This window comes from Aminobacter sp. AP02, from assembly GCF_003148805.1.
Lineage (GTDB): Bacteria > Pseudomonadota > Alphaproteobacteria > Rhizobiales > Rhizobiaceae > Aminobacter.
Window position 1 is genome coordinate 111347 of sequence record NZ_QGGX01000013.1, and the last position, 17577, is coordinate 128923.

Genomic DNA, 17577 nt, shown 5'->3' on the forward strand with positions numbered 1-17577 from the left:
TATGTCTTTGAGTGATCCTCTCGGCGATATGCTGACCCGCATCCGCAATGCCTATGGCCGCAAGAAGTCGACTGTGTCGACGCCTGCGTCCAGGCTGCGCGCCCGCGTTCTCGACGTGCTGAAGGCGGAAGGCTACATCCGCGACTACAGCCAGACCGACTTCGAAAACGGCAAGTCCGAGATCGAAATCGAGCTGAAGTACTTCGACGGCCAGCCCGTGATCCGCGAAATCGCGCGTGTCTCCAAGCCAGGCCGCCGCGTCTACGTCTCGTCCAAGTCGATTCCGCCGGTCGCCAATGGCCTCGGCATCTCGATCCTTTCGACCCCGAAGGGCGTGATGGCCGACCATGAAGCGCGCGAACAGAACGTCGGCGGGGAAATCCTCTGCCAGATCTTCTGATCTGCGTAGGCTGAAACAAGAAAGGCACGAGGACTATGTCTCGTATTGGCAAGAAACCCGTTCAGCTTCCGCAGGGCGTCACCGCCTCCGTTGATGGTCAGACCGTCACGGCGAAGGGCCCCAAGGGCGAGCTGAAGTTCGTGGTCAACAACGAAGTTCTGGTCACGATGGAAAACGGCGAAATCGCTGTTCAGCCGCGCGACCAGTCGAAGGATGCCCGCTCCAAGTGGGGCATGTCGCGGACGCAGATCGTCAACATCCTGACGGGTGTTAAGGACGGCTTCGAAAAGAAGCTCGAGATCACCGGCGTTGGTTACCGTGCAGCGCTTCAGGGCAAGAACCTGCAGCTCGCACTTGGCTTCAGCCATGACGTCGTCTATCAGACGCCGGAAGGCATCACCATCACGGTGCCGAAGCCGACCGAGATCGTCGTCAACGGCATGAACAAGCAGCAGGTTGGCCAGGTTGCCGCCGAGATTCGCGAATATCGCGGTCCGGAGCCCTACAAGGGCAAGGGCGTCCGCTATGCAGGCGAGAAGATCGTCCGCAAAGAAGGCAAGAAGAAGTAATATCAACGCCGCGGTGCGCGGTCGCGGGAAGCAATTCAGCTTACCGCAGATGGCCGCGCCCGTTTCAGAAGGCAAGGAACTGCAACTATGGCTTCGAAAGAAACCACACTGCGCCGCTCGGCGCGTATCCGCCGCCAGATCAAGAAGGTCGCCAACGGCCGTCCGCGCCTGTCGGTTCACCGCACGTCGAAGAACATCTATGTTCAGGTCATCGACGACGCCAATGGCCGGACGCTCGCAGCCGCTTCGACCCTCGAGAAGGATCTCAAGGGCTCGCTGAAGACCGGTGCCGACACTGCCGCTGCGACTGCGGTTGGCAAGCTGATCGCCGAGCGTGCGTCGAAGGCCGGCGTCAAGGACGTTGTTTTCGACCGTGGCGCATACATCTATCACGGCCGCATCAAGGCACTTGCCGAAGCTGCCCGTGAAGGTGGCCTCAACTTCTGATGCAGTTTACGGCGTAGCGCGTGGCGCTGCGCCGCATCACTGACCAGTTGCAATCGATCCGGCGACGCTATAGACGCCGGATTTAGTTTTTAACCCCCGTGCTTCCGGAAAAAAACAAGGATAGGAATATGGCACAAGAACGTAGGGAAGGTGGTCGCGAGCGCAGCCGTGACCGCGAAGAGCGCGACAGCGAATTCGTCGATAAGCTCGTACACATCAATCGCGTTGCCAAGGTCGTCAAGGGCGGCCGGCGCTTCGGTTTTGCAGCACTCGTCGTAGTCGGCGATCAGAAGGGCCGCGTTGGCTTTGGTCACGGCAAGGCGCGCGAAGTGCCGGAAGCGATCCGCAAGGCAACCGAATCGGCCAAGCGCGACATGATCTTCGTGCCGCTCCGCTCGGGCCGCACGTTGCACCACGATGTTGAAGGCCGTTGGGGCGCTGGTCGCGTTCTGCTGCGCTCTGCCAAGCAGGGTACCGGCATCATCGCAGGCGGTCCCATGCGCGCTGTCTTCGAGACGCTCGGCATGCACGACGTCGTCGCCAAGTCGATGGGTTCGTCGAACCCCTACAACATGGTTCGTGCGACCTTCGATGCGCTGAAGAGCCAGATGCATCCCAAGGATGTGGCTGCACAGCGCGGCATCAAGTACTCGACGCTTCAGGCCCGCCGCGGCACCGCCGTTGCGGCTGAAGAATAGTCGCTCGAGCTGACCAGGGACAATGACCATGGCCAAGAAAGTAACCAAGACTGTCACCGTCGAGCAGATCGGTAGCCCGATCCGCCGGCCGAAGGAACAGCGTGCCACGCTGGTCGGCCTCGGCCTCAACAAGATGCATCGCAAGCGCACCTTGGAAGATACGCCTTCCGTGCGCGGCATGATCGCAGCTGTCCAGCATCTCGTCCGCGTTGTGGACGAGGCGTAGGCCGATCGCAGGAGATAGAAGATGAAACTCAACGATCTGCGTGACAACGCCGGCGCGACCCACTCCAAGAAGCGTCTTGGCCGTGGTATCGGCTCGGGCTCCGGCAAGACCGGCGGCCGCGGCGTCAAGGGCCAGAAGGCCCGTTCGGGCGTCGCGATCAACGGCTTCGAGGGTGGTCAGATGCCACTTTATCGTCGCCTGCCGAAGCGCGGCTTCACCAACATTTTTGCCAAGAGCTACAACACCGTTTCGCTGGCCCGCATCCAGGTCGCGATCGATGCCAACAAGCTCGATGCAAAAGAGACCGTGACGGCGGAAGCCCTCGTCAAGGCCGGCGTGATTCGCCGCGTCAAGGACGGCGTCCGCATCCTCGGCGACGGCGAACTCAAGGCGAAGGTCGCCTTTGATGTTGCCGGCGCTTCCAAGCCGGCGATCGAGAAGATCGAAAAGGCTGGAGGATCGGTGAAGCTGCCGGAAGTGGCAGCCGCCGAGTAAAAAGGCTTTACAAAGTAAGCGGCGGTAGAGATACCGCCGCTTGCATGTTTGCCGTCCGGAGCCTATCTCGTGGCTTCGGTGACACGCGCCGCGCCCATCTGCGGCTTTTCGGCGTGACCAAGCGGAGTACCCTGAATGGCATCGGCTGCTGAACAACTAGCATCCAATCTGAATTTCGCAGCCTTCGCTAAGGCCGAAGATCTCAAGAAGCGCATCTGGTTTACCCTCGGCGCGCTGTTGGTCTACCGCCTCGGTACCTACATTCCGCTCCCGGGAATCAATCCAGACGCATTCGCGCAGGCTTTCACGCAGCAGAGCCGCGGCGTTCTTGGCATTTTCAACATGTTTGCCGGCGGCGCCGTGCAGCGCATGGCGATCTTCGCCCTGGGCATCATGCCCTACATCTCCGCCTCCATCATCATGCAGCTCATGACGTCGGTCGTTCCGTCGCTTGAAGCGCTGAAGAAGGAAGGCGAGCAGGGCCGCAAGGTCATCAATCAATACACCCGCTACGGCACCGTGTTGCTGGCTGTTGTCCAGGCCTATGGCATCTCCGCCGGCCTTGAAGGCGGCAACGGTATCGTCACCGATCCGGGCATGTTCTTCCGCGCCTCGACGGTCATCACCCTTGTCGGCGGCACCATGTTCTTGATGTGGCTTGGCGAGCAGATTACCGCACGCGGCATCGGCAACGGCATTTCGCTGATCATTTTCGCCGGCATCGTCGCAGGCCTTCCGAGCGCCATCAGCGGCACGCTGGAACTCGGCCGCACCGGTGCTCTGTCTACCGGCCTGATTCTCGCGATCATCGTGCTTGCGATCGTCGTCATTGCGCTGATCGTCTTCTTCGAGCGCGCCCAGCGCCGTCTTCTGATCCAGTATCCGAAGCGCCAGGTCGGCAACCGCATGTTCCAGGGCGATACCTCGCACCTGCCGCTCAAGCTGAACACCGCTGGCGTCATTCCTCCGATCTTCGCGTCGTCGCTGCTGCTGCTGCCGGCCACGGTTGCGGGCTTCTCGAACACCACGACGCTACCCGGTTGGGTCAGCACCATGATGGCGGCTCTTGGCCACGGGCAGCCGCTGTACATGCTGCTCTACGCCGCGATGATCGTCTTCTTCGCTTTCTTCTACACGGCGATCGTGTTCAATCCGAAGGACACCGCCGACCAGCTGAAGAAGCATTCGGGCTTCATTCCTGGCTATCGCCCCGGCGAGCGCACCGCGGAATACATCGACTACGTGCTGACGCGCGTTACCGTCATCGGTGCCGCTTATCTGGTCGTCATCTGCTTGATGCCGGAGTTCCTGATTTCGGCAACCGGAGTTCCTTTTTACCTTGGTGGTACTTCGCTTCTGATCGTGGTCAATGTAACCCTTGATACTGTGGCGCAGATTCAGGGCCATCTGATTGCCCATCAGTATGAGGGGCTGATCAAGAAGTCGAAGCTCCGTGGAGGTAAGAGGGGAAGATGAAGCTGATTTTGCTTGGGCCGCCGGGAGCGGGCAAGGGGACACAAGCGCAACGGCTGGTCGATAAGCATGGCATTCCGCAATTGTCGACTGGCGACATGCTGCGGGCAGCCGTGAAGGCCGAAACGGAAGTCGGCAAGCGCGCCAAGTCGGTCATGGATGCGGGCGAACTGGTCTCGGACGAAATCGTCAACGCGATCGTCGCCGAACGTATCGACCAGGAGGATTGCGCCAAGGGCTTCATCCTCGATGGGTATCCGCGCACGCTGGCGCAGGCTGACGCTGTCGCCGACATGTTGGCCGAACGCGGCATGCATCTCGACGTGGTCATCGAACTCGTTGTCGATGACAAGGCGCTCGTGGGCCGAATCCTCAAGCGCGCCGACGAGGCGAAGGCTGCTGGTCAGCCTGTCCGCAAGGACGATAACGCCGAGGTGTTCGAAGAGCGGCTGCGCGAGTACTACAAGAAAACCGCTCCGCTGATCGGCTACTACTACGCCAACGACCTGTTGAAGCAGGTCGACGGCATGGCCGACATGGACGAGGTTACCGCGCAGATCGAAGCTATCCTCGCGGAAACCACGCACTAGAACAGCACTTGTGCTTGACTGACGGGCCGTACTGGAGTATGGCGGCCCGTCTTCCATTCAGGCATGATGATGTTTGCCCGTTAGGGCGCATAGTCGCAATGATACGGAAAACCCGCATGGGCCGGCCTCCACCGGACGCGGGGCAACTTAAGCGCCGGCATTGTCCGGCCCAAATGGAGTGAAAAGATGGCTCGTATAGCCGGCGTCAATATTCCGACCAACAAGCGCGTTGTGATCTCGCTTCAGTACATTCACGGCATTGGCAAGAAGTTCGCCCAGGAGATCGTCGAGAAGGTCGGCATCCCGGCCGAGCGTCGCGTCAATCAGCTGACTGACGCCGAAGTTCTGGCAATCCGCGAGACGATCGACCGCGACTATCAGGTCGAAGGCGATCTGCGTCGCGAAGTGTCGATCAACATCAAGCGTCTGATGGACCTCGGCTGCTACCGCGGCCTGCGTCACCGTCGTTCGCTTCCGGTCCGTGGTCAGCGTACGCATACCAATGCGCGCACCCGTAAGGGTCCGGCCAAGGCAATTGCCGGCAAGAAGAAATAATTTCGTATCTCCGGCGGGTTTCAGCCCGCCGGTTTCGCCTTTTGTGGGCGGGTGTTCGGCCTGACACCTTAAACGCAGGCTGGTGTAGCCGCTGGTATTACGGCGGTGAAGAGATCAACTGAAAGGACTGCCATGGCTAAGGAAGCCGCACGCGTTCGCCGTCGCGAACGCAAGAATATCTCGTCGGGCGTTGCCCACGTCAATTCGACCTTCAACAACACCATGATCACCATCTCCGATGCACAGGGCAACACGATTGCCTGGTCGTCGGCTGGTGCGCAGGGCTTCAAGGGCTCGCGCAAGTCGACTCCGTTCGCGGCCCAGATGGCTGCGGAAGACTGCGCCAAGAAGGCCCAGGAACACGGCATGCGCATGCTGGAAGTCGAAGTTTGCGGTCCAGGTTCGGGTCGTGAGTCGGCTCTGCGCGCACTCCAGGCTGCGGGTTTCACCATCACGTCGATCCGCGACGTGACGCCGATCCCGCACAACGGCTGCCGCCCGCGCAAGAAGCGTCGCGTCTAGTATTTCACCCCGCGCGGGCGCCTTGTGCGCTCGTTTGCGGTTTCCAGGTCGCCCGTCACGATTGGATGGTGTCGGGCTAACGGAAGGAAGCGAATATGATCCAGAAAAACTGGCAGGAACTGATCAAGCCGAACAAGATCGAGTTCTCGTCCAAGAAGAAGACGCTGACGACGCTTGTCGCCGAGCCGCTCGAGCGTGGCTTCGGCCTGACGCTGGGCAATGCCCTGCGTCGCGTGCTCTTGTCGTCGCTTCGCGGCGCGGCGGTCACTGCCGTGCAGATCGACGGCGTGCTGCATGAGTTTTCGTCCATCGGCGGCGTTCGCGAGGACGTCACCGATATCGTGCTCAACATCAAGGAAATCGCCATCCGCATGGAAGGCGACGGCCCGAAGCGCATGGTCGTTCGCAAGCAGGGCCCCGGTGCCGTGCTCGCCGGCGACATCCAGACGGTCGGCGACGTCGAGATCCTGAACCCCGATCACGTGATCTGCACGCTCGACGAGGGCGCGGAGATCCGTATGGAGTTCACCGTCGACACTGGCAAGGGCTACGTCCCGGCTGACCGCAACCGCGCAGAAGATGCCCCGATCGGTCTCATCCCGGTCGACAGCCTCTACTCGCCGGTCAAGAAGGTTTCGTACAAGGTCGAGAACACCCGCGAGGGTCAGGTTCTGGACTATGACAAGCTGACCATGACCATCGAGACCGACGGTTCGATCACTGGCGAGGACGCAGTCGCTTTCGCTGCTCGCATCCTGCAGGACCAGCTCGCACTGTTCGTCAACTTCGACGAGCCGCAGAAGGAAGTTGCAGCCGAAGCCGTTACCGAGCTTGCCTTCAATCCGGCGCTGCTCAAGAAGGTCGACGAGCTGGAGCTTTCGGTCCGCTCGGCCAACTGCCTCAAGAACGACAACATCGTTTATATCGGCGACCTGATCCAGAAGACGGAAGCCGAGATGCTGCGTACGCCGAACTTTGGCCGCAAGTCGCTCAACGAGATCAAGGAAGTTCTGGCCGCTATGGGCCTGCACCTCGGTATGGAAGTGCAGGACTGGCCGCCGGAGAACATCGAAGACCTCGCTAAGCGATACGAAGACCAGTACTAGGAAGACTTAGTCGAGCAAGGATCCGAGGACCGGATATTCCGGTCCGACGGCCTTGCGGAAAACCATCAGGGGCCTTGGCCTCTTGAACAACTAAAGAAGGAAAAGAGCCATGCGTCACGGTTTCAAAGGCCGTCGCTTCGCCCGCAGCGTAAGCCACCGCAAGTCCATGTTCGCCAACCTCTCTGTCTCGCTGATCGAACACGAGCAGATCGTGACCACGCTCGAAAAGGCGAAGGACCTGCGTCCGATCGTTGAGAAGCTGGTGACCCTCGGCAAGCGCGGCGACCTGCATGCTCGTCGCCAAGTGATCGCCCAGATCGGCAACGAGAACGTCGTGAAGCGTCTGTTCGACGTTGTTGCGCCGCGTTACGCTGACCGCAAGGGCGGCTACCTGCGCATCATGAAGGCTGGCTTCCGCCGCGGTGACAACGCCGCGATGGCTGTCATCGAGTTCGTCGATCGCGACACCTCGGCCAAGGGCGCCGGCGACCGCGTTCGCCTCGAAGCCGAAGCTGCCAACGAAGCTGAAGCTGCATAAGCTGTCTGCACCGTTGACTTGAACCGAAGGGGCCCTTGTGGCCCCTTTTGTTTTGGGCAATCGCCAGGCAGGCTTCAGCGGTTCTTCCGCAACCGGCGCCAACTATGCGGAAATAACCGCTTTCGAGCGCATCCAGCCTTTCAATTTGCACAATCGTCACGACAATGGCGCCGACTTATGCGTTGGAGGATTCGCCATGCGTGCGAAACGATATTTGCTGCTCGCCATGTGCGCCTGGATGGCGATCAGCGGCAGTGCGGTGGCCCAGGATGCCCCGAAGAAACCTGTCGAAGATCCGGGGTTGTCGGATGTGCTGACGGATCTGCTCAATGGCGGCAAGGCCGATGTGGGCGCGCTGGCTCCTGACCGGCGGGTGCCGTTCGGCCGCGACGAGATGCAGCTTTCGTTTGCACCTCTGGTCAAGAGTACGGCGGCAGCCGTGGTCAACGTTTACGCCTCAAAGCAGGTCAAGGCGCGTTCGCCTTTCGAGGGCGACCCGTTCTTCGAGCAGTTCTTCGGCGGCGGCGCCCCGCGCAACCGTTCGTCACTGGGCTCGGGCGTGCTGGTTGACCAAAGCGGTATCATCGTGACCAACAACCACGTCGTCCAGGACGCCGATGAGGTGAAGGTCGCGCTGTCCGACGGCCGTGAGTTCACCAGCAAGGTGCTGCTCAAGGACGACACGCTCGATCTTGCCGTGCTGAAGATCGATTCTGACAAGCCTTTCCAGACGATCGCCATCGGCGATTCCGACGCTCTGCAGGTCGGCGACCTGGTGCTTGCCATTGGCAATCCGTTCGGCGTCGGCCAGACCACGACCAGCGGCATCGTCTCGGCGCTGGCACGCACCCATATCGGCGTGTCCGATTCCGGCTTCTTCATCCAGACCGATGCGGCCATCAATCCGGGCAATTCCGGCGGCGCGCTGATCAACATGGGCGGCCAACTTGTCGGCATCAACACGGCAATCTTCAGCCGCACCGGCGGTTCGATCGGTATCGGCTTTGCCATCCCTTCCAACATGGTGCGCGCCTTTACCGAGGCGGCGAAGGGCGGTGCGGAGTTCTTCGAGCGGCCATTCATTGGTGCCTCGTTCGAGCCGGTAACGCCGCAGATCGCGGAGTCGCTCGGCATGGACCATCCCTCCGGCGCGTTGATTTCGTCGGTTGACGAGAATGGTCCTGCAGCCCGAGCCGGCCTCAGGCCCGGCGACGTCGTGCTGCAATTCAACGGTGCTGCGATCGAGCACATGGAAGCGCTCGACTATCGCCTGGCGACCCAGCCCATCGGCGGCAAGGCGACGCTGTCCGTGCTGAGCAAGGGCGAGGAAAAGTCCATCGAAGTTGCGCTAGAGCGCGCTCCGGAAGGCACAAGCTCGAACGAAGTCTTGTTGCGTGGCCGAAGCCCGTTTGCAGGTGCCAAGGTCGCTGAGCTTTCGCCTCGTCTGGCGCAGCGCCTACGCGTTGCCACCGATACCAAGGGGGTGGCAATCGTCGGTATCGACGGCGGCTCGCCTGCGGCTGGCTTCGGCTTCCAGCCGGGCGACATCGTGCGCGAGGTCAATGGCGAAATCATCGACACCGCCGAGAAGCTGAAGCAGCTCGCCGAGGTGGACACGCGCTGGTGGCGGTTTACCGTCGAACGCGACGGTCGCATCATGCGCCAGATGCTGCGCTACTGAGGAATGTCATGCTTCGTATCGGGCGCGAAAGCGATTTGTGATCGGGGCATCGGGAGGATAACGTCTTGAGTTCGCTTTTCGACGAATCCGTGCCGCGCCCGCTTGCCGAAACACTCCGCCCGCGGCGCATCAGCGAGGTGATAGGGCAGGACCACCTTCTTGGGCCCGACGGCCCAATTGGGCGCATGATCAAGGCACGAAAGGTGTCCTCGTTCATTCTCTGGGGGCCGCCTGGCGTCGGCAAGACGACGATTGCCAGGCTGGTAGCCAAGGAAGTCGGCCTCGATTTCGTTCAGCTTTCGGCGGTGCTCTCAGGCGTTGCGGACCTGCGCAAGGTGGTCGATGCCGCCAGGCAACTCCGAGGCGGGGCAGGGCGGCAGACCGTGGTCTTCGTCGACGAACTGCATCGCTTCAACAGGACGACCCAGGATGCATTGTTGCCGCATGTCGAGGACGGAACGATCGTCCTGATCGGCGCGACGACGGAAAATCCTAGTTTCAGCCTGGTGGCCGCGTTGTTGTCTCGCGCCAAGGTCTACACCCTGAAGCGCTTCGAAAAGGAAGACCTTGCCATCCTGGCCGAGCGCGCCGAAGCGCATACCGGCAAGAAGCTGCCGCTGGACGCAGCCGCGCGTGACACGCTGCTTGCCATGGCCGACGGCGACGGACGCTATCTGATCGGGCTCTGCGAGGAGTTGCTCGCGCTTCCTTCCGGCACCGAACTGGACGTCGCGGGGTTGGCCGTGACCGTCCAGAAGCGGGCGCCAGTCTACGACAAGGGGCAAGAAGAGCACTACAACATGCTCAGTTGTTTCCATAAGAGCCTACGCGGCAGCGACGTTCAGGCTGCACTTTACTGGGCTGCGCGCATGGTGATCGGCGGCGAATCTCCAGGCACGATCTTCCGCCGTCTTGCATGCGCAGCCTCGGAAGATGTCGGCATGGCCGATCCACAGGCGATGCCGCAGGTGGTGGCCGCCTGGACCGCGTTCGAGCGGGTAGGGTGGCCGGAGGGGCGCCTGTTCATGGCCCAGGCGATCACATATGTGGCAACGGCGCCCAAGTCGAACGCTTCCTACATGGGGTTCAACCAGGCCATAGCCCTGGCCCAGCAGACGGGATCGCTCGCGCCGCCGAAACACATCCTCAATGCGCCGACCAAGCTGATGAAGGAACTCGGCTACCACGAGGGTTACAAATACGACCACGACTATCCCGACGCGTTCTCGGGGCAGGAGTTCCTTCCCGATGAGCTAGCCGGCCTCAATCGGCCGGAGTTCTACGCGCCGAACGAGCGCGGCTTTGAGCGGGATATCAAGAAGCGGCTGGAGTTTTGGGCGCGCAATAAAGTCAACCGCCGCCAATCCGACGAATAGCTTGGCTACGTTGCATACTGCTTTGTTGAGTCCTAGTCCGTTTCGAGCGCCTGAGTTTTCGCCAGATCCATCTCTTTCCGATGACGCCCTGCTCGAACTCGTGCAGCGGCAGACCGTGCGTTATTTCTGGGAGGGCGGTCATCCCATCAGCGGCCTCGCGCGCGACAGGTTGGTCACGACCAGCGAAAGACCAAACGATCTCGTCGCGATCGGCGGCTCCGGCTTCGGCATCATGGCGATCATCGTTGCGGTTGAACGCGGCTGGATCGATCGCCTCGGGGCCGTGGCTCGGTTGCATCAAATGCTCGATCTGCTGGAGCGTTCGCCACGCTACCACGGCATGTTTTCGCATTTCGTCAACGGCCGGACGGGAGACACCATTCCGTTCCGACGCAAGGACGACGGCGCCGACCTGGTGGAGACAACGTTTCTGTTACAGGGTTTGATCTGCGCCCGAGAGTATCTGAACAGCACTGCAGGCGAAGAGCAGCGTCTTGGCGATCGCGTCAACGCGCTTTTGGCGCAGGCCGAATGGAGCTGGTTTGCCCGGAAGAACAAGCTCTTTTGGCATTGGAGCCCGAAGTACGAATGGGCAATGAACAACCCTATCGAAGGCTGGAACGAGTGCCTGTTAGCCTATGTTTTGGCGGCTGGGTCTCAACATCACGCCATCGATCCGCAGTGCTATCACCGCGGCTTTGCTACTGGACCCGCCTTTCAGAACGGGCGCGAACATCACGGCGTCGTACTGCCGCTGGGGACTGACTTTGGTGGTCCGCTGTTTTTTGCGCACTATTCCTTTTGTGGGCTCGATCCGCGCGGCCTGAAAGACCGTCACGCCGACTATTGGGAGCAAAATGTCCGCCATGCGTGGATCAACTATCGCCATTGCGTGCTCAATCCCCATGGTCATCAAGGATATGGTGCCGATTGCTGGGGCTTGACTGCGTCCCATGGGCCGAGTGGCTACATCGCACATGCACCGGACCGGGATGTCGGTGTCATCACACCCAGTGCCGCGTTATCCAGTTTTCCCTATTTGCCTGATGAGGCAATGCGCGCCTTGCGTGGGTTTCTGGCCAGGCCGAGGAAACGTATCTGGTCTCGCTTCGGTTTTGTCGATGCCTTCTGCGAAAACCTGAACTGGTACGCGCGAACTTGTCTTGCCATCAATCAGGGCCCGATCGTCGCGATGATCGAAAACCACAGGACTGGGCTGCTGTGGAAACTGTTCATGGGTGCGCCAGAGGTTCGCCTTGGTCTGAGCCGGCTGGGTTTCACCTGGTCAGGTCGCAGCGGCTAAGGTGTGTTCAGAGCCAACATGCGGCGAACCGCGGATGCCTCGACCAAAACCTTAAATGCTGCCTTACTTCACTTGCAAGAAAATGCAATCATGGATATGTAAGCGTCATGGAGACGCCGCTGTGGCGTCGCTTGCATGAATGAACAGTCCAGCAAATCCGCTGGGCACAACAAAAGTCGGCGGTCTGTGCGATCGTAGTCCGAGGCGAAACACCGTGAGATCCGAAACCGAAATGGCGATTGCGGAACTGCTGGAGCGGGCAGGGGAAGCTTCGGAGTTCCTGAAGAAACTCGCCAACCCCAATCGGCTGATGATCGTTTGCGCGCTCGTCGATGGTGAGCGCTCGGTTCGGCATCTCGAAGACAGCCTCGGCATACGTCAGCCGGGATTGTCACAGCAAATTGCAGAACTGCGCGACGCCGGACTCATTACCGGCCGCAAGCAGTCGAAATCCGTCTTTTATCGTCTGGCTGATGAGCGCGTCGCCGAGATCGTGTCGCTGCTCTACCGTATGTTCTGCGAGCCGGGTGCTGGATCCATTTCAACGGAAGGCAACAAGAATGACTGAATTCACACCCGTCGCATCGACAATAGGCGGTATCCTGATCGGCCTGTCTGCGGTGCTCCTGATGGCCTGGGAAGGGCGTATTGCCGGCATCAGCGGCATCTCTAGCCGGCTGTTGCCGCCATATGCCGACGGTGCCTTCCTGTCGCGTTTGGGGTTCGTTCTTGGCCTTGTGGCAGCGCCTCTGATCTACCTTCTCGCCACCGGCACTGAGGTGGTTCAGGCGGTTTCGTCCAACTTGCCGCTGATGACGGTCGCCGGCCTGCTCGTCGGCTTCGGCTCGGTTTACGGCAATGGCTGCACCAGTGGGCATGGCGTCTGCGGGCTGTCGCGGCTTTCCCTTCGCTCGCTCGTGGCGACGGTCACATTCATGGTGACCGCAATTGCCACCGTTTTTGTCGTACGCCACATTGCGGGAGCATGATCATGTCTTTTGTCGTCAATCTCGCGCTTGGTCTTTTGTTCGGCATCGGTCTCGTTGTCTCGGGCATGTCCGATCCGGCTAAAGTACTGAATTTTCTTGACCTGTTCGGTACCTGGGATCCATCGCTTGCCTTCGTCATGGGAGGCGCCGTCATTACCGCGTTTTTCGGATACCGCCTTGTGCTCAAGCGCGAAAAACCCGTCGCGGCTGCATCGTTTCATCTGCCTGCCGGCAGCGCGATCGACAGCCGGATCCTTGTCGGCCCGGCCATTTTCGGCATCGGCTGGGGATTGGGCGGCTTTTGTCCAGGACCGGCACTGACCGCCGTGACATTGGGCGCTACGGGCACCTATGCATTCCTGCCGATGATGTTTGTCGGCATGTGGTTGGCCAGGACGGCGACGGCCGGGCGTGTTGCCGTGGCCACCTGAAGGCGATTCTTTCACGACGGCTAATATGCCGGGCAGGGCAGTTGTCAGTGCTGTTTGCGAAACGTGCTGAACTGGAACCGCTGCACGGTGCCCCAAGGTGTCATGTGTTCGTGGCGGCGCGTGTCGATCAGCGTGAAGCTGCCGCCCAGCAGATTGCCGATGCTGTCGGCGTCGTGCCGGATGATCGGCAGCCCGCTGCATTTCTCAGGTCCATCGGGCGCAAATGTGCCGATGATCGCATGGCCGCCAGCTTTCAGCGTGCGCGTCAAAACAGCGGCATAAGCTCCTTGATCAGCCGCATCGGTAAGGAAATGGAATGCCGCACGGTCGTGCCAGATGTCGTAGCTGCGGCTTGGCTGCCAGGCCGTCACGTCACTACAGATCCACGTGATGCGATCGGCATCCGGTCCCAGGCGCGCGCGGTCGGCATCCAGCGCTGCCTGTGAAATGTCCAGCACGGTGACGTCGTCATAGCCTTGGCCGATCAACGTGTCGACAAGATGTGACGCGCCGGCGCCAACATCGACGACGGCCATGTCAGTTGTGGCGCCGGCAAGCGCAAGCAGCGTCAGCGACGGTTCCGGTGTCTGCTGAAACCAGCTGACCTGATCGTCGGCCTTGGTGCGGTAGATGGTTTCCCAGTGGGACGCACGATCGCTGCTCAATGCACAACTCCACTAATGCGCTGATGCTGTGTACATGCGGCATGCGTAGGCAATGTCAATCAGGCTGCAAAGAGGGCACGTTTAGCGCTGGTTTGAGCGGCACAAATAGGTCGCATAAGATAGATTATGGAACTAGAGGGGCGATATTGCTTGCCGTTCCAGCCGCTCGGACAAACCACTGCACTCGACAGATCAGTTGCGCAACGCGCGCTTCAGGAGGCTCGCCATAGTCTTCAACCCCGCAGAGCTTCTGCAAGACGCTGCGGTTACCTACGAGTTGCCCCTGGGCGACTACTCTTCAAGCGCGACAGCCGCCATCGATGCCATTCCGCATCAAATGCCGCGGCTATGGCGCTGATAGATAGGGTATTTCGATCGTCATGCCATCATAGGCGGGTTCAATGTGCGCCGGAGTCGCGGACATCACTGCAGCATAATCCAGCGGCACGTGCATATGCGTCAGTACGGCGTGGCTGGGCTTCAGCCGGTCGATCCATTGCAGCGCTTCCGACAGCGACAGATGGCTGACATGCGGCCTGTATTGCAGTGCGTCGACGACCAGGAGATCAAGGCCCGTCAACAAGGCCGCTGTAGCCTCCGGGAAGTCGCTCACGTCGGAACAATAGGCTATCGGTCCAATGCGAAAGCCAAGGGAAATGATGTCGCCATGGATCTGCGGCAGCGGCACAAAGGTGAGGGGACCCCCCTCTCCCGTTATGACGAACTGCTGATCGTGCTCGATGATGTGCGGCCGCACGATCGGCGGATATGAGCTTCCCGGTGGCGTTTCGATGCAATAGCCGAAAGCCTGCTTCAGGCGTCCCAGCGTGAACTCGTCAGCATGGATATCGATCAGGCTGCCGCGCTCCAGCACATAGCCTCGGAGATCATCGATGCCGTGGATATGGTCGGCATGTGGGTGCGTGTAGGCCACCGCGTCGATGTGGCCGACGCCTGCGGCCAGCATCTGGGTGCGGAAATCCGGCCCCGTGTCGATGATGACGCGTGTCGTGCCCGACGCCGAAACGCGCTCCACCATCGCTGCGGCGCGCGTGCGCCGGTTCTTCGGATTGGTCGGATCACACGCGCCCCAGTCGCCGGTGATGCGCGGCGTGCCCGGCGACGAACCGCAGCCCAAAATGGTGAGGCGCAGCGTATCCGGCATCGCTCAGGCCGGCTTAGGCATCTTGGTGAACAACCTGAAGAAGTTTGCCGTTGTGATCTCGGCGATTTCCGTGTCACTGACGCCGATCGTATCGGCAAGCACGGCAGCCGTTTGGGCCACGAAGGCGGGCTCGTTGCGCTTGCCGCGATGCGGTGGCGGGGCAAGGTAAGGCGCATCCGTCTCGACCAGCAGCCGTTCGCGCGGTACGTCCTTGGCAATCTCGCGCAGTTCGGCGGAGTTCTTAAACGTCAAGATGCCGGAGAACGAGACATAGCCGCCAAGCTCGACGCCAATGCGGGCAAGCTCGGCCCCGGAGGAAAAACAGTGCAGGATGAAGGGGAAGGCACCCTTCCCCGTTTCGTCCTTGAGGATGTCAGCCATGTCCTCGTCGGCGTTGCGAGCGTGGATGACCAGCGGCAAGCCTGTCTGGCGGGCTGCCGCGATATGGACGAGCAGGCCCTGCGCTTGTGCATCACGCGGGGCCTTGTCGTAGTGATAGTCCAGGCCCGCCTCGCCGATCGCCACCACCTTGGGGTGCTGTGCCAGCCGTACAAGCTCTTCGGTTGTCACGTCGAGCTCTTCGCCGGCATTGTGCGGGTGGGTTCCGACCGAGCAAAAGACTTCTTCAAATTCGTCAGCAATCGCAAGGATTTGTGGAAATTTCTTCACACGCGTCGATATGGTGACCATACGCTCGACGCCTGCCGCCTTGGCGCGCGCGACAATAGCCGCGCGCTCTTCTGCGAAATCAGGGAAGTCGAGATGGCAGTGACTGTCGACCAGCATTTCGATGGCCTCAGCTCTCGACGGTTGGCTCGACATAGCGCGGAAACACCGGCTGTGGTGCCGGCAAAGGCGCTCCCGAGACCAGTGCATGCGCGGCGTCGACATGGACAAATTCCCTGTCGGTCACGGCAAGCAACTCAAGCAGCTTCGATGCCGAAGCAGGAATGAAGGGCTGGCACATGATGCCGACACGGCGGATCACCTCGGCGGTGGTCCACAACACCGTTTCCATGCGCGCCGGATCGGTCTTCTTCAGCGCCCAGGGTTCTTGCGCTGCGAAATAGCGATTGGCTTCGGCGACGACGGCGAAGATCGCCGCAAGGGCGTGATGGATGCCCTGCTCCGCCATCGTCTTGCGCGCGGTCGCCAGCGCCGCTGTCGCCTGGTCGAGGATCGCCTTGTCGACCTCGGCCAACTCGCCGCGCTGTGGCACCACGCCGTTGCAGTTCTTGGCGATCATCGACAGCGACCGCTGCGCCAGATTGCCGAGATCGTTGGCGAGATCGGCGTTTGTGCGGTTGACGATCGACTCATGGCTGTAGCTGCCATCCTGTCCGAACGGCACCTCGCGCAGCAGGAAGTAGCGCACCTGGTCGAGGCCGTAGTGCTCGACCATGGTGAACGGATCGACGACATTGCCGAGTGACTTCGACATCTTCTCGCCGCGGTTGAACAGGAAGCCGTGGCCGAACACCCGCTTGGGCAGCTCGATGCCCGCCGACATCAGGAAAGCTGGCCAGTAGACGGCATGGAAGCGCACGATGTCCTTGCCGATGATGTGCACTGCAGGCCAGTAGGCCCACTTCTCGGCATCGGTGTTGGGATAGCCGAGCGCGGTGATGTAGTTGGTCAACGCGTCGACCCAGACGTACATGACGTGCTTTTCGTCGCCCGGCACTGGCACGCCCCAGTCGAAGGTCGTGCGCGAAATCGACAGGTCCTTCAGGCCGGAACGAACGAAGCTCGCAACCTCGTTGCGGCGCTCGTTGGGGCCAATGAAGTCGGGCTGGCTGTCATACAGCGCAAGCAGCTTGTCCTGATAGGCCGAGAGGCGGAAGAAGTAGCTCTCCTCCTCGACCCATTCGACAGGCGTTCCCTGGGGCCCGTAGCGGATGTTGTCGGGCCGGACTTCGGTCTCTTCTTCGCCGTAATAGGCTTCGTCGCGCACCGAGTACCAGCCGGCATAGCTGCTCTTGTAGATGTCGCCCTTCTCCGCCATTGCCTTCCAGATTGCCTGGGACGCAGCGTAGTGGCGCTCTTCGGTGGTGCGGATAAAGTCATCGTTCGATGCATTCAGAAGCGTTGCCATCTTCTTGAATTCATTCGAATTACGATCAGCCAGTTCGCGCGCCGAAATGCCTTCCCGAGTGGCAGTCTGCAGCATCTTGATGCCGTGCTCGTCGGTGCCGGTCAGGAAGAACACGTCCTTGCCGTCATGACGCTGGAAGCGCGCAAGCGCGTCGGTGGCGATCAGCTCGTAGGCGTGGCCGATATGCGGCTTGCCGTTCGGATAGGAAATAGCGGTCGTGATGTAGAATTTTTCGCGGGACATGGATGGGCCG

General features: G+C 60.8%; 22 protein-coding genes. 18 read left to right on the plus strand and 4 right to left on the minus strand.

What is annotated here, in order from left to right; genetic code table 11:
* The first annotated feature begins 1 nt into the window (after window position 1).
* The 18 genes from rpsH to C8K44_RS17725 all read left to right on the plus strand — a co-directional run bounded on the left by rpsH (window position 2) and on the right by C8K44_RS17725 (window position 13399).
* Window positions 2-400 (plus strand): 30S ribosomal protein S8, encoded by a 399-nt coding sequence (rpsH, locus tag C8K44_RS17640; RefSeq protein ID WP_067961896.1) that lies wholly within the window; start codon window positions 2-4, stop codon window positions 398-400.
* A gap of 35 nt (window positions 401-435) precedes the next feature.
* Window positions 436-969, plus strand: coding sequence for a 50S ribosomal protein L6 (gene rplF / locus C8K44_RS17645; RefSeq protein WP_109577105.1), 534 nt, complete (start codon window positions 436-438; stop codon window positions 967-969).
* A gap of 87 nt (window positions 970-1056) precedes the next feature.
* Window positions 1057-1416 (plus strand): 50S ribosomal protein L18, encoded by a 360-nt coding sequence (rplR, locus tag C8K44_RS17650; RefSeq protein WP_055976445.1) that lies wholly within the window; start codon window positions 1057-1059, stop codon window positions 1414-1416.
* A 128-nt stretch (window positions 1417-1544) separates the two neighbouring features.
* Window positions 1545-2114, plus strand: a complete 570-nt coding sequence (gene rpsE, locus C8K44_RS17655; RefSeq protein WP_109577154.1) for a 30S ribosomal protein S5 — start codon at window positions 1545-1547, stop codon at window positions 2112-2114.
* A gap of 28 nt (window positions 2115-2142) precedes the next feature.
* Window positions 2143-2340, plus strand: a complete 198-nt coding sequence (gene rpmD / locus C8K44_RS17660) for a 50S ribosomal protein L30 (protein WP_109577106.1) — start codon at window positions 2143-2145, stop codon at window positions 2338-2340.
* Between the two features lie 21 nt (window positions 2341-2361).
* Window positions 2362-2835, plus strand: a complete 474-nt coding sequence (gene rplO, locus C8K44_RS17665) for a 50S ribosomal protein L15 (protein WP_109577107.1) — start codon at window positions 2362-2364, stop codon at window positions 2833-2835.
* A gap of 135 nt (window positions 2836-2970) precedes the next feature.
* Complete coding sequence (gene secY, locus C8K44_RS17670; RefSeq protein WP_109577108.1) at window positions 2971-4311, plus strand: preprotein translocase subunit SecY; 1341 nt, start codon at window positions 2971-2973, stop codon at window positions 4309-4311.
* The gene (locus C8K44_RS17675) at window positions 4308-4898 is read left to right on the plus strand and encodes an adenylate kinase (RefSeq protein ID WP_109577109.1); all 591 of its coding nucleotides are present in this window, start codon (window positions 4308-4310) and stop codon (window positions 4896-4898) included. The genes secY and C8K44_RS17675 overlap by 4 nt, the downstream gene beginning before the upstream one ends.
* 186 nt (window positions 4899-5084) lie before the next feature.
* Window positions 5085-5453 carry a 30S ribosomal protein S13 gene (gene rpsM / locus C8K44_RS17680; RefSeq protein ID WP_108608175.1) on the plus strand — a complete coding sequence of 123 codons (369 nt, stop codon included), beginning with the start codon at window positions 5085-5087 and terminating at the stop codon, window positions 5451-5453.
* A gap of 132 nt (window positions 5454-5585) precedes the next feature.
* Entirely contained in the window at window positions 5586-5975 is a 390-nt protein-coding gene (gene rpsK, locus C8K44_RS17685; RefSeq protein ID WP_055976460.1) for a 30S ribosomal protein S11, read from the plus strand.
* Window positions 5976-6070: 95 nt separating this feature from the next.
* Entirely contained in the window at window positions 6071-7081 is a 1011-nt protein-coding gene (locus C8K44_RS17690) for a DNA-directed RNA polymerase subunit alpha (RefSeq protein WP_109577110.1), read from the plus strand.
* Between the two features lie 109 nt (window positions 7082-7190).
* Complete coding sequence (gene rplQ, locus C8K44_RS17695) at window positions 7191-7619, plus strand: 50S ribosomal protein L17 (protein ID WP_109577111.1); 429 nt, start codon at window positions 7191-7193, stop codon at window positions 7617-7619.
* A gap of 196 nt (window positions 7620-7815) precedes the next feature.
* Window positions 7816-9300, plus strand: a complete 1485-nt coding sequence (locus C8K44_RS17700) for a DegQ family serine endoprotease (RefSeq protein WP_109577155.1) — start codon at window positions 7816-7818, stop codon at window positions 9298-9300.
* A gap of 65 nt (window positions 9301-9365) precedes the next feature.
* Entirely contained in the window at window positions 9366-10676 is a 1311-nt protein-coding gene (locus tag C8K44_RS17705) for a replication-associated recombination protein A (protein ID WP_109577112.1), read from the plus strand.
* A gap of 1 nt (window position 10677) precedes the next feature.
* A complete protein-coding gene (locus C8K44_RS17710) occupies window positions 10678-11979 on the plus strand; it encodes a glucoamylase family protein (protein WP_348626335.1) in 1302 nt (433 codons plus the stop codon).
* A 232-nt stretch (window positions 11980-12211) separates the two neighbouring features.
* Complete coding sequence (locus C8K44_RS17715) at window positions 12212-12547, plus strand: metalloregulator ArsR/SmtB family transcription factor (RefSeq protein WP_109577113.1); 336 nt, start codon at window positions 12212-12214, stop codon at window positions 12545-12547.
* A complete protein-coding gene (locus C8K44_RS17720; RefSeq protein ID WP_109577114.1) occupies window positions 12540-12968 on the plus strand; it encodes a YeeE/YedE family protein in 429 nt (142 codons plus the stop codon). The genes C8K44_RS17715 and C8K44_RS17720 overlap by 8 nt, the downstream gene beginning before the upstream one ends.
* A gap of 2 nt (window positions 12969-12970) precedes the next feature.
* Window positions 12971-13399 carry a DUF6691 family protein gene (locus C8K44_RS17725; RefSeq protein ID WP_109577157.1) on the plus strand — a complete coding sequence of 143 codons (429 nt, stop codon included), beginning with the start codon at window positions 12971-12973 and terminating at the stop codon, window positions 13397-13399.
* Between the two features lie 44 nt (window positions 13400-13443).
* Here C8K44_RS17725 and C8K44_RS17730 read toward each other — a convergent pair whose 3' ends face one another.
* From C8K44_RS17730 to metG, 4 genes are all read right to left on the minus strand, one after another.
* A complete protein-coding gene (locus C8K44_RS17730; protein WP_109577115.1) occupies window positions 13444-14064 on the minus strand; it encodes a class I SAM-dependent methyltransferase in 621 nt (206 codons plus the stop codon).
* Window positions 14065-14410: 346 nt separating this feature from the next.
* The gene (locus C8K44_RS17735) at window positions 14411-15229 is read right to left on the minus strand and encodes an MBL fold metallo-hydrolase (RefSeq protein ID WP_109577116.1); all 819 of its coding nucleotides are present in this window, start codon (window positions 15227-15229) and stop codon (window positions 14411-14413) included.
* A gap of 3 nt (window positions 15230-15232) precedes the next feature.
* Window positions 15233-16015, minus strand: a complete 783-nt coding sequence (locus tag C8K44_RS17740) for a TatD family hydrolase (RefSeq protein WP_109577117.1) — start codon at window positions 16013-16015, stop codon at window positions 15233-15235.
* A 10-nt stretch (window positions 16016-16025) separates the two neighbouring features.
* The gene (metG, locus tag C8K44_RS17745; RefSeq protein ID WP_109577118.1) at window positions 16026-17567 is read right to left on the minus strand and encodes a methionine--tRNA ligase; all 1542 of its coding nucleotides are present in this window, start codon (window positions 17565-17567) and stop codon (window positions 16026-16028) included.
* Between the last annotated feature and the right edge of the window lie 10 nt (window positions 17568-17577).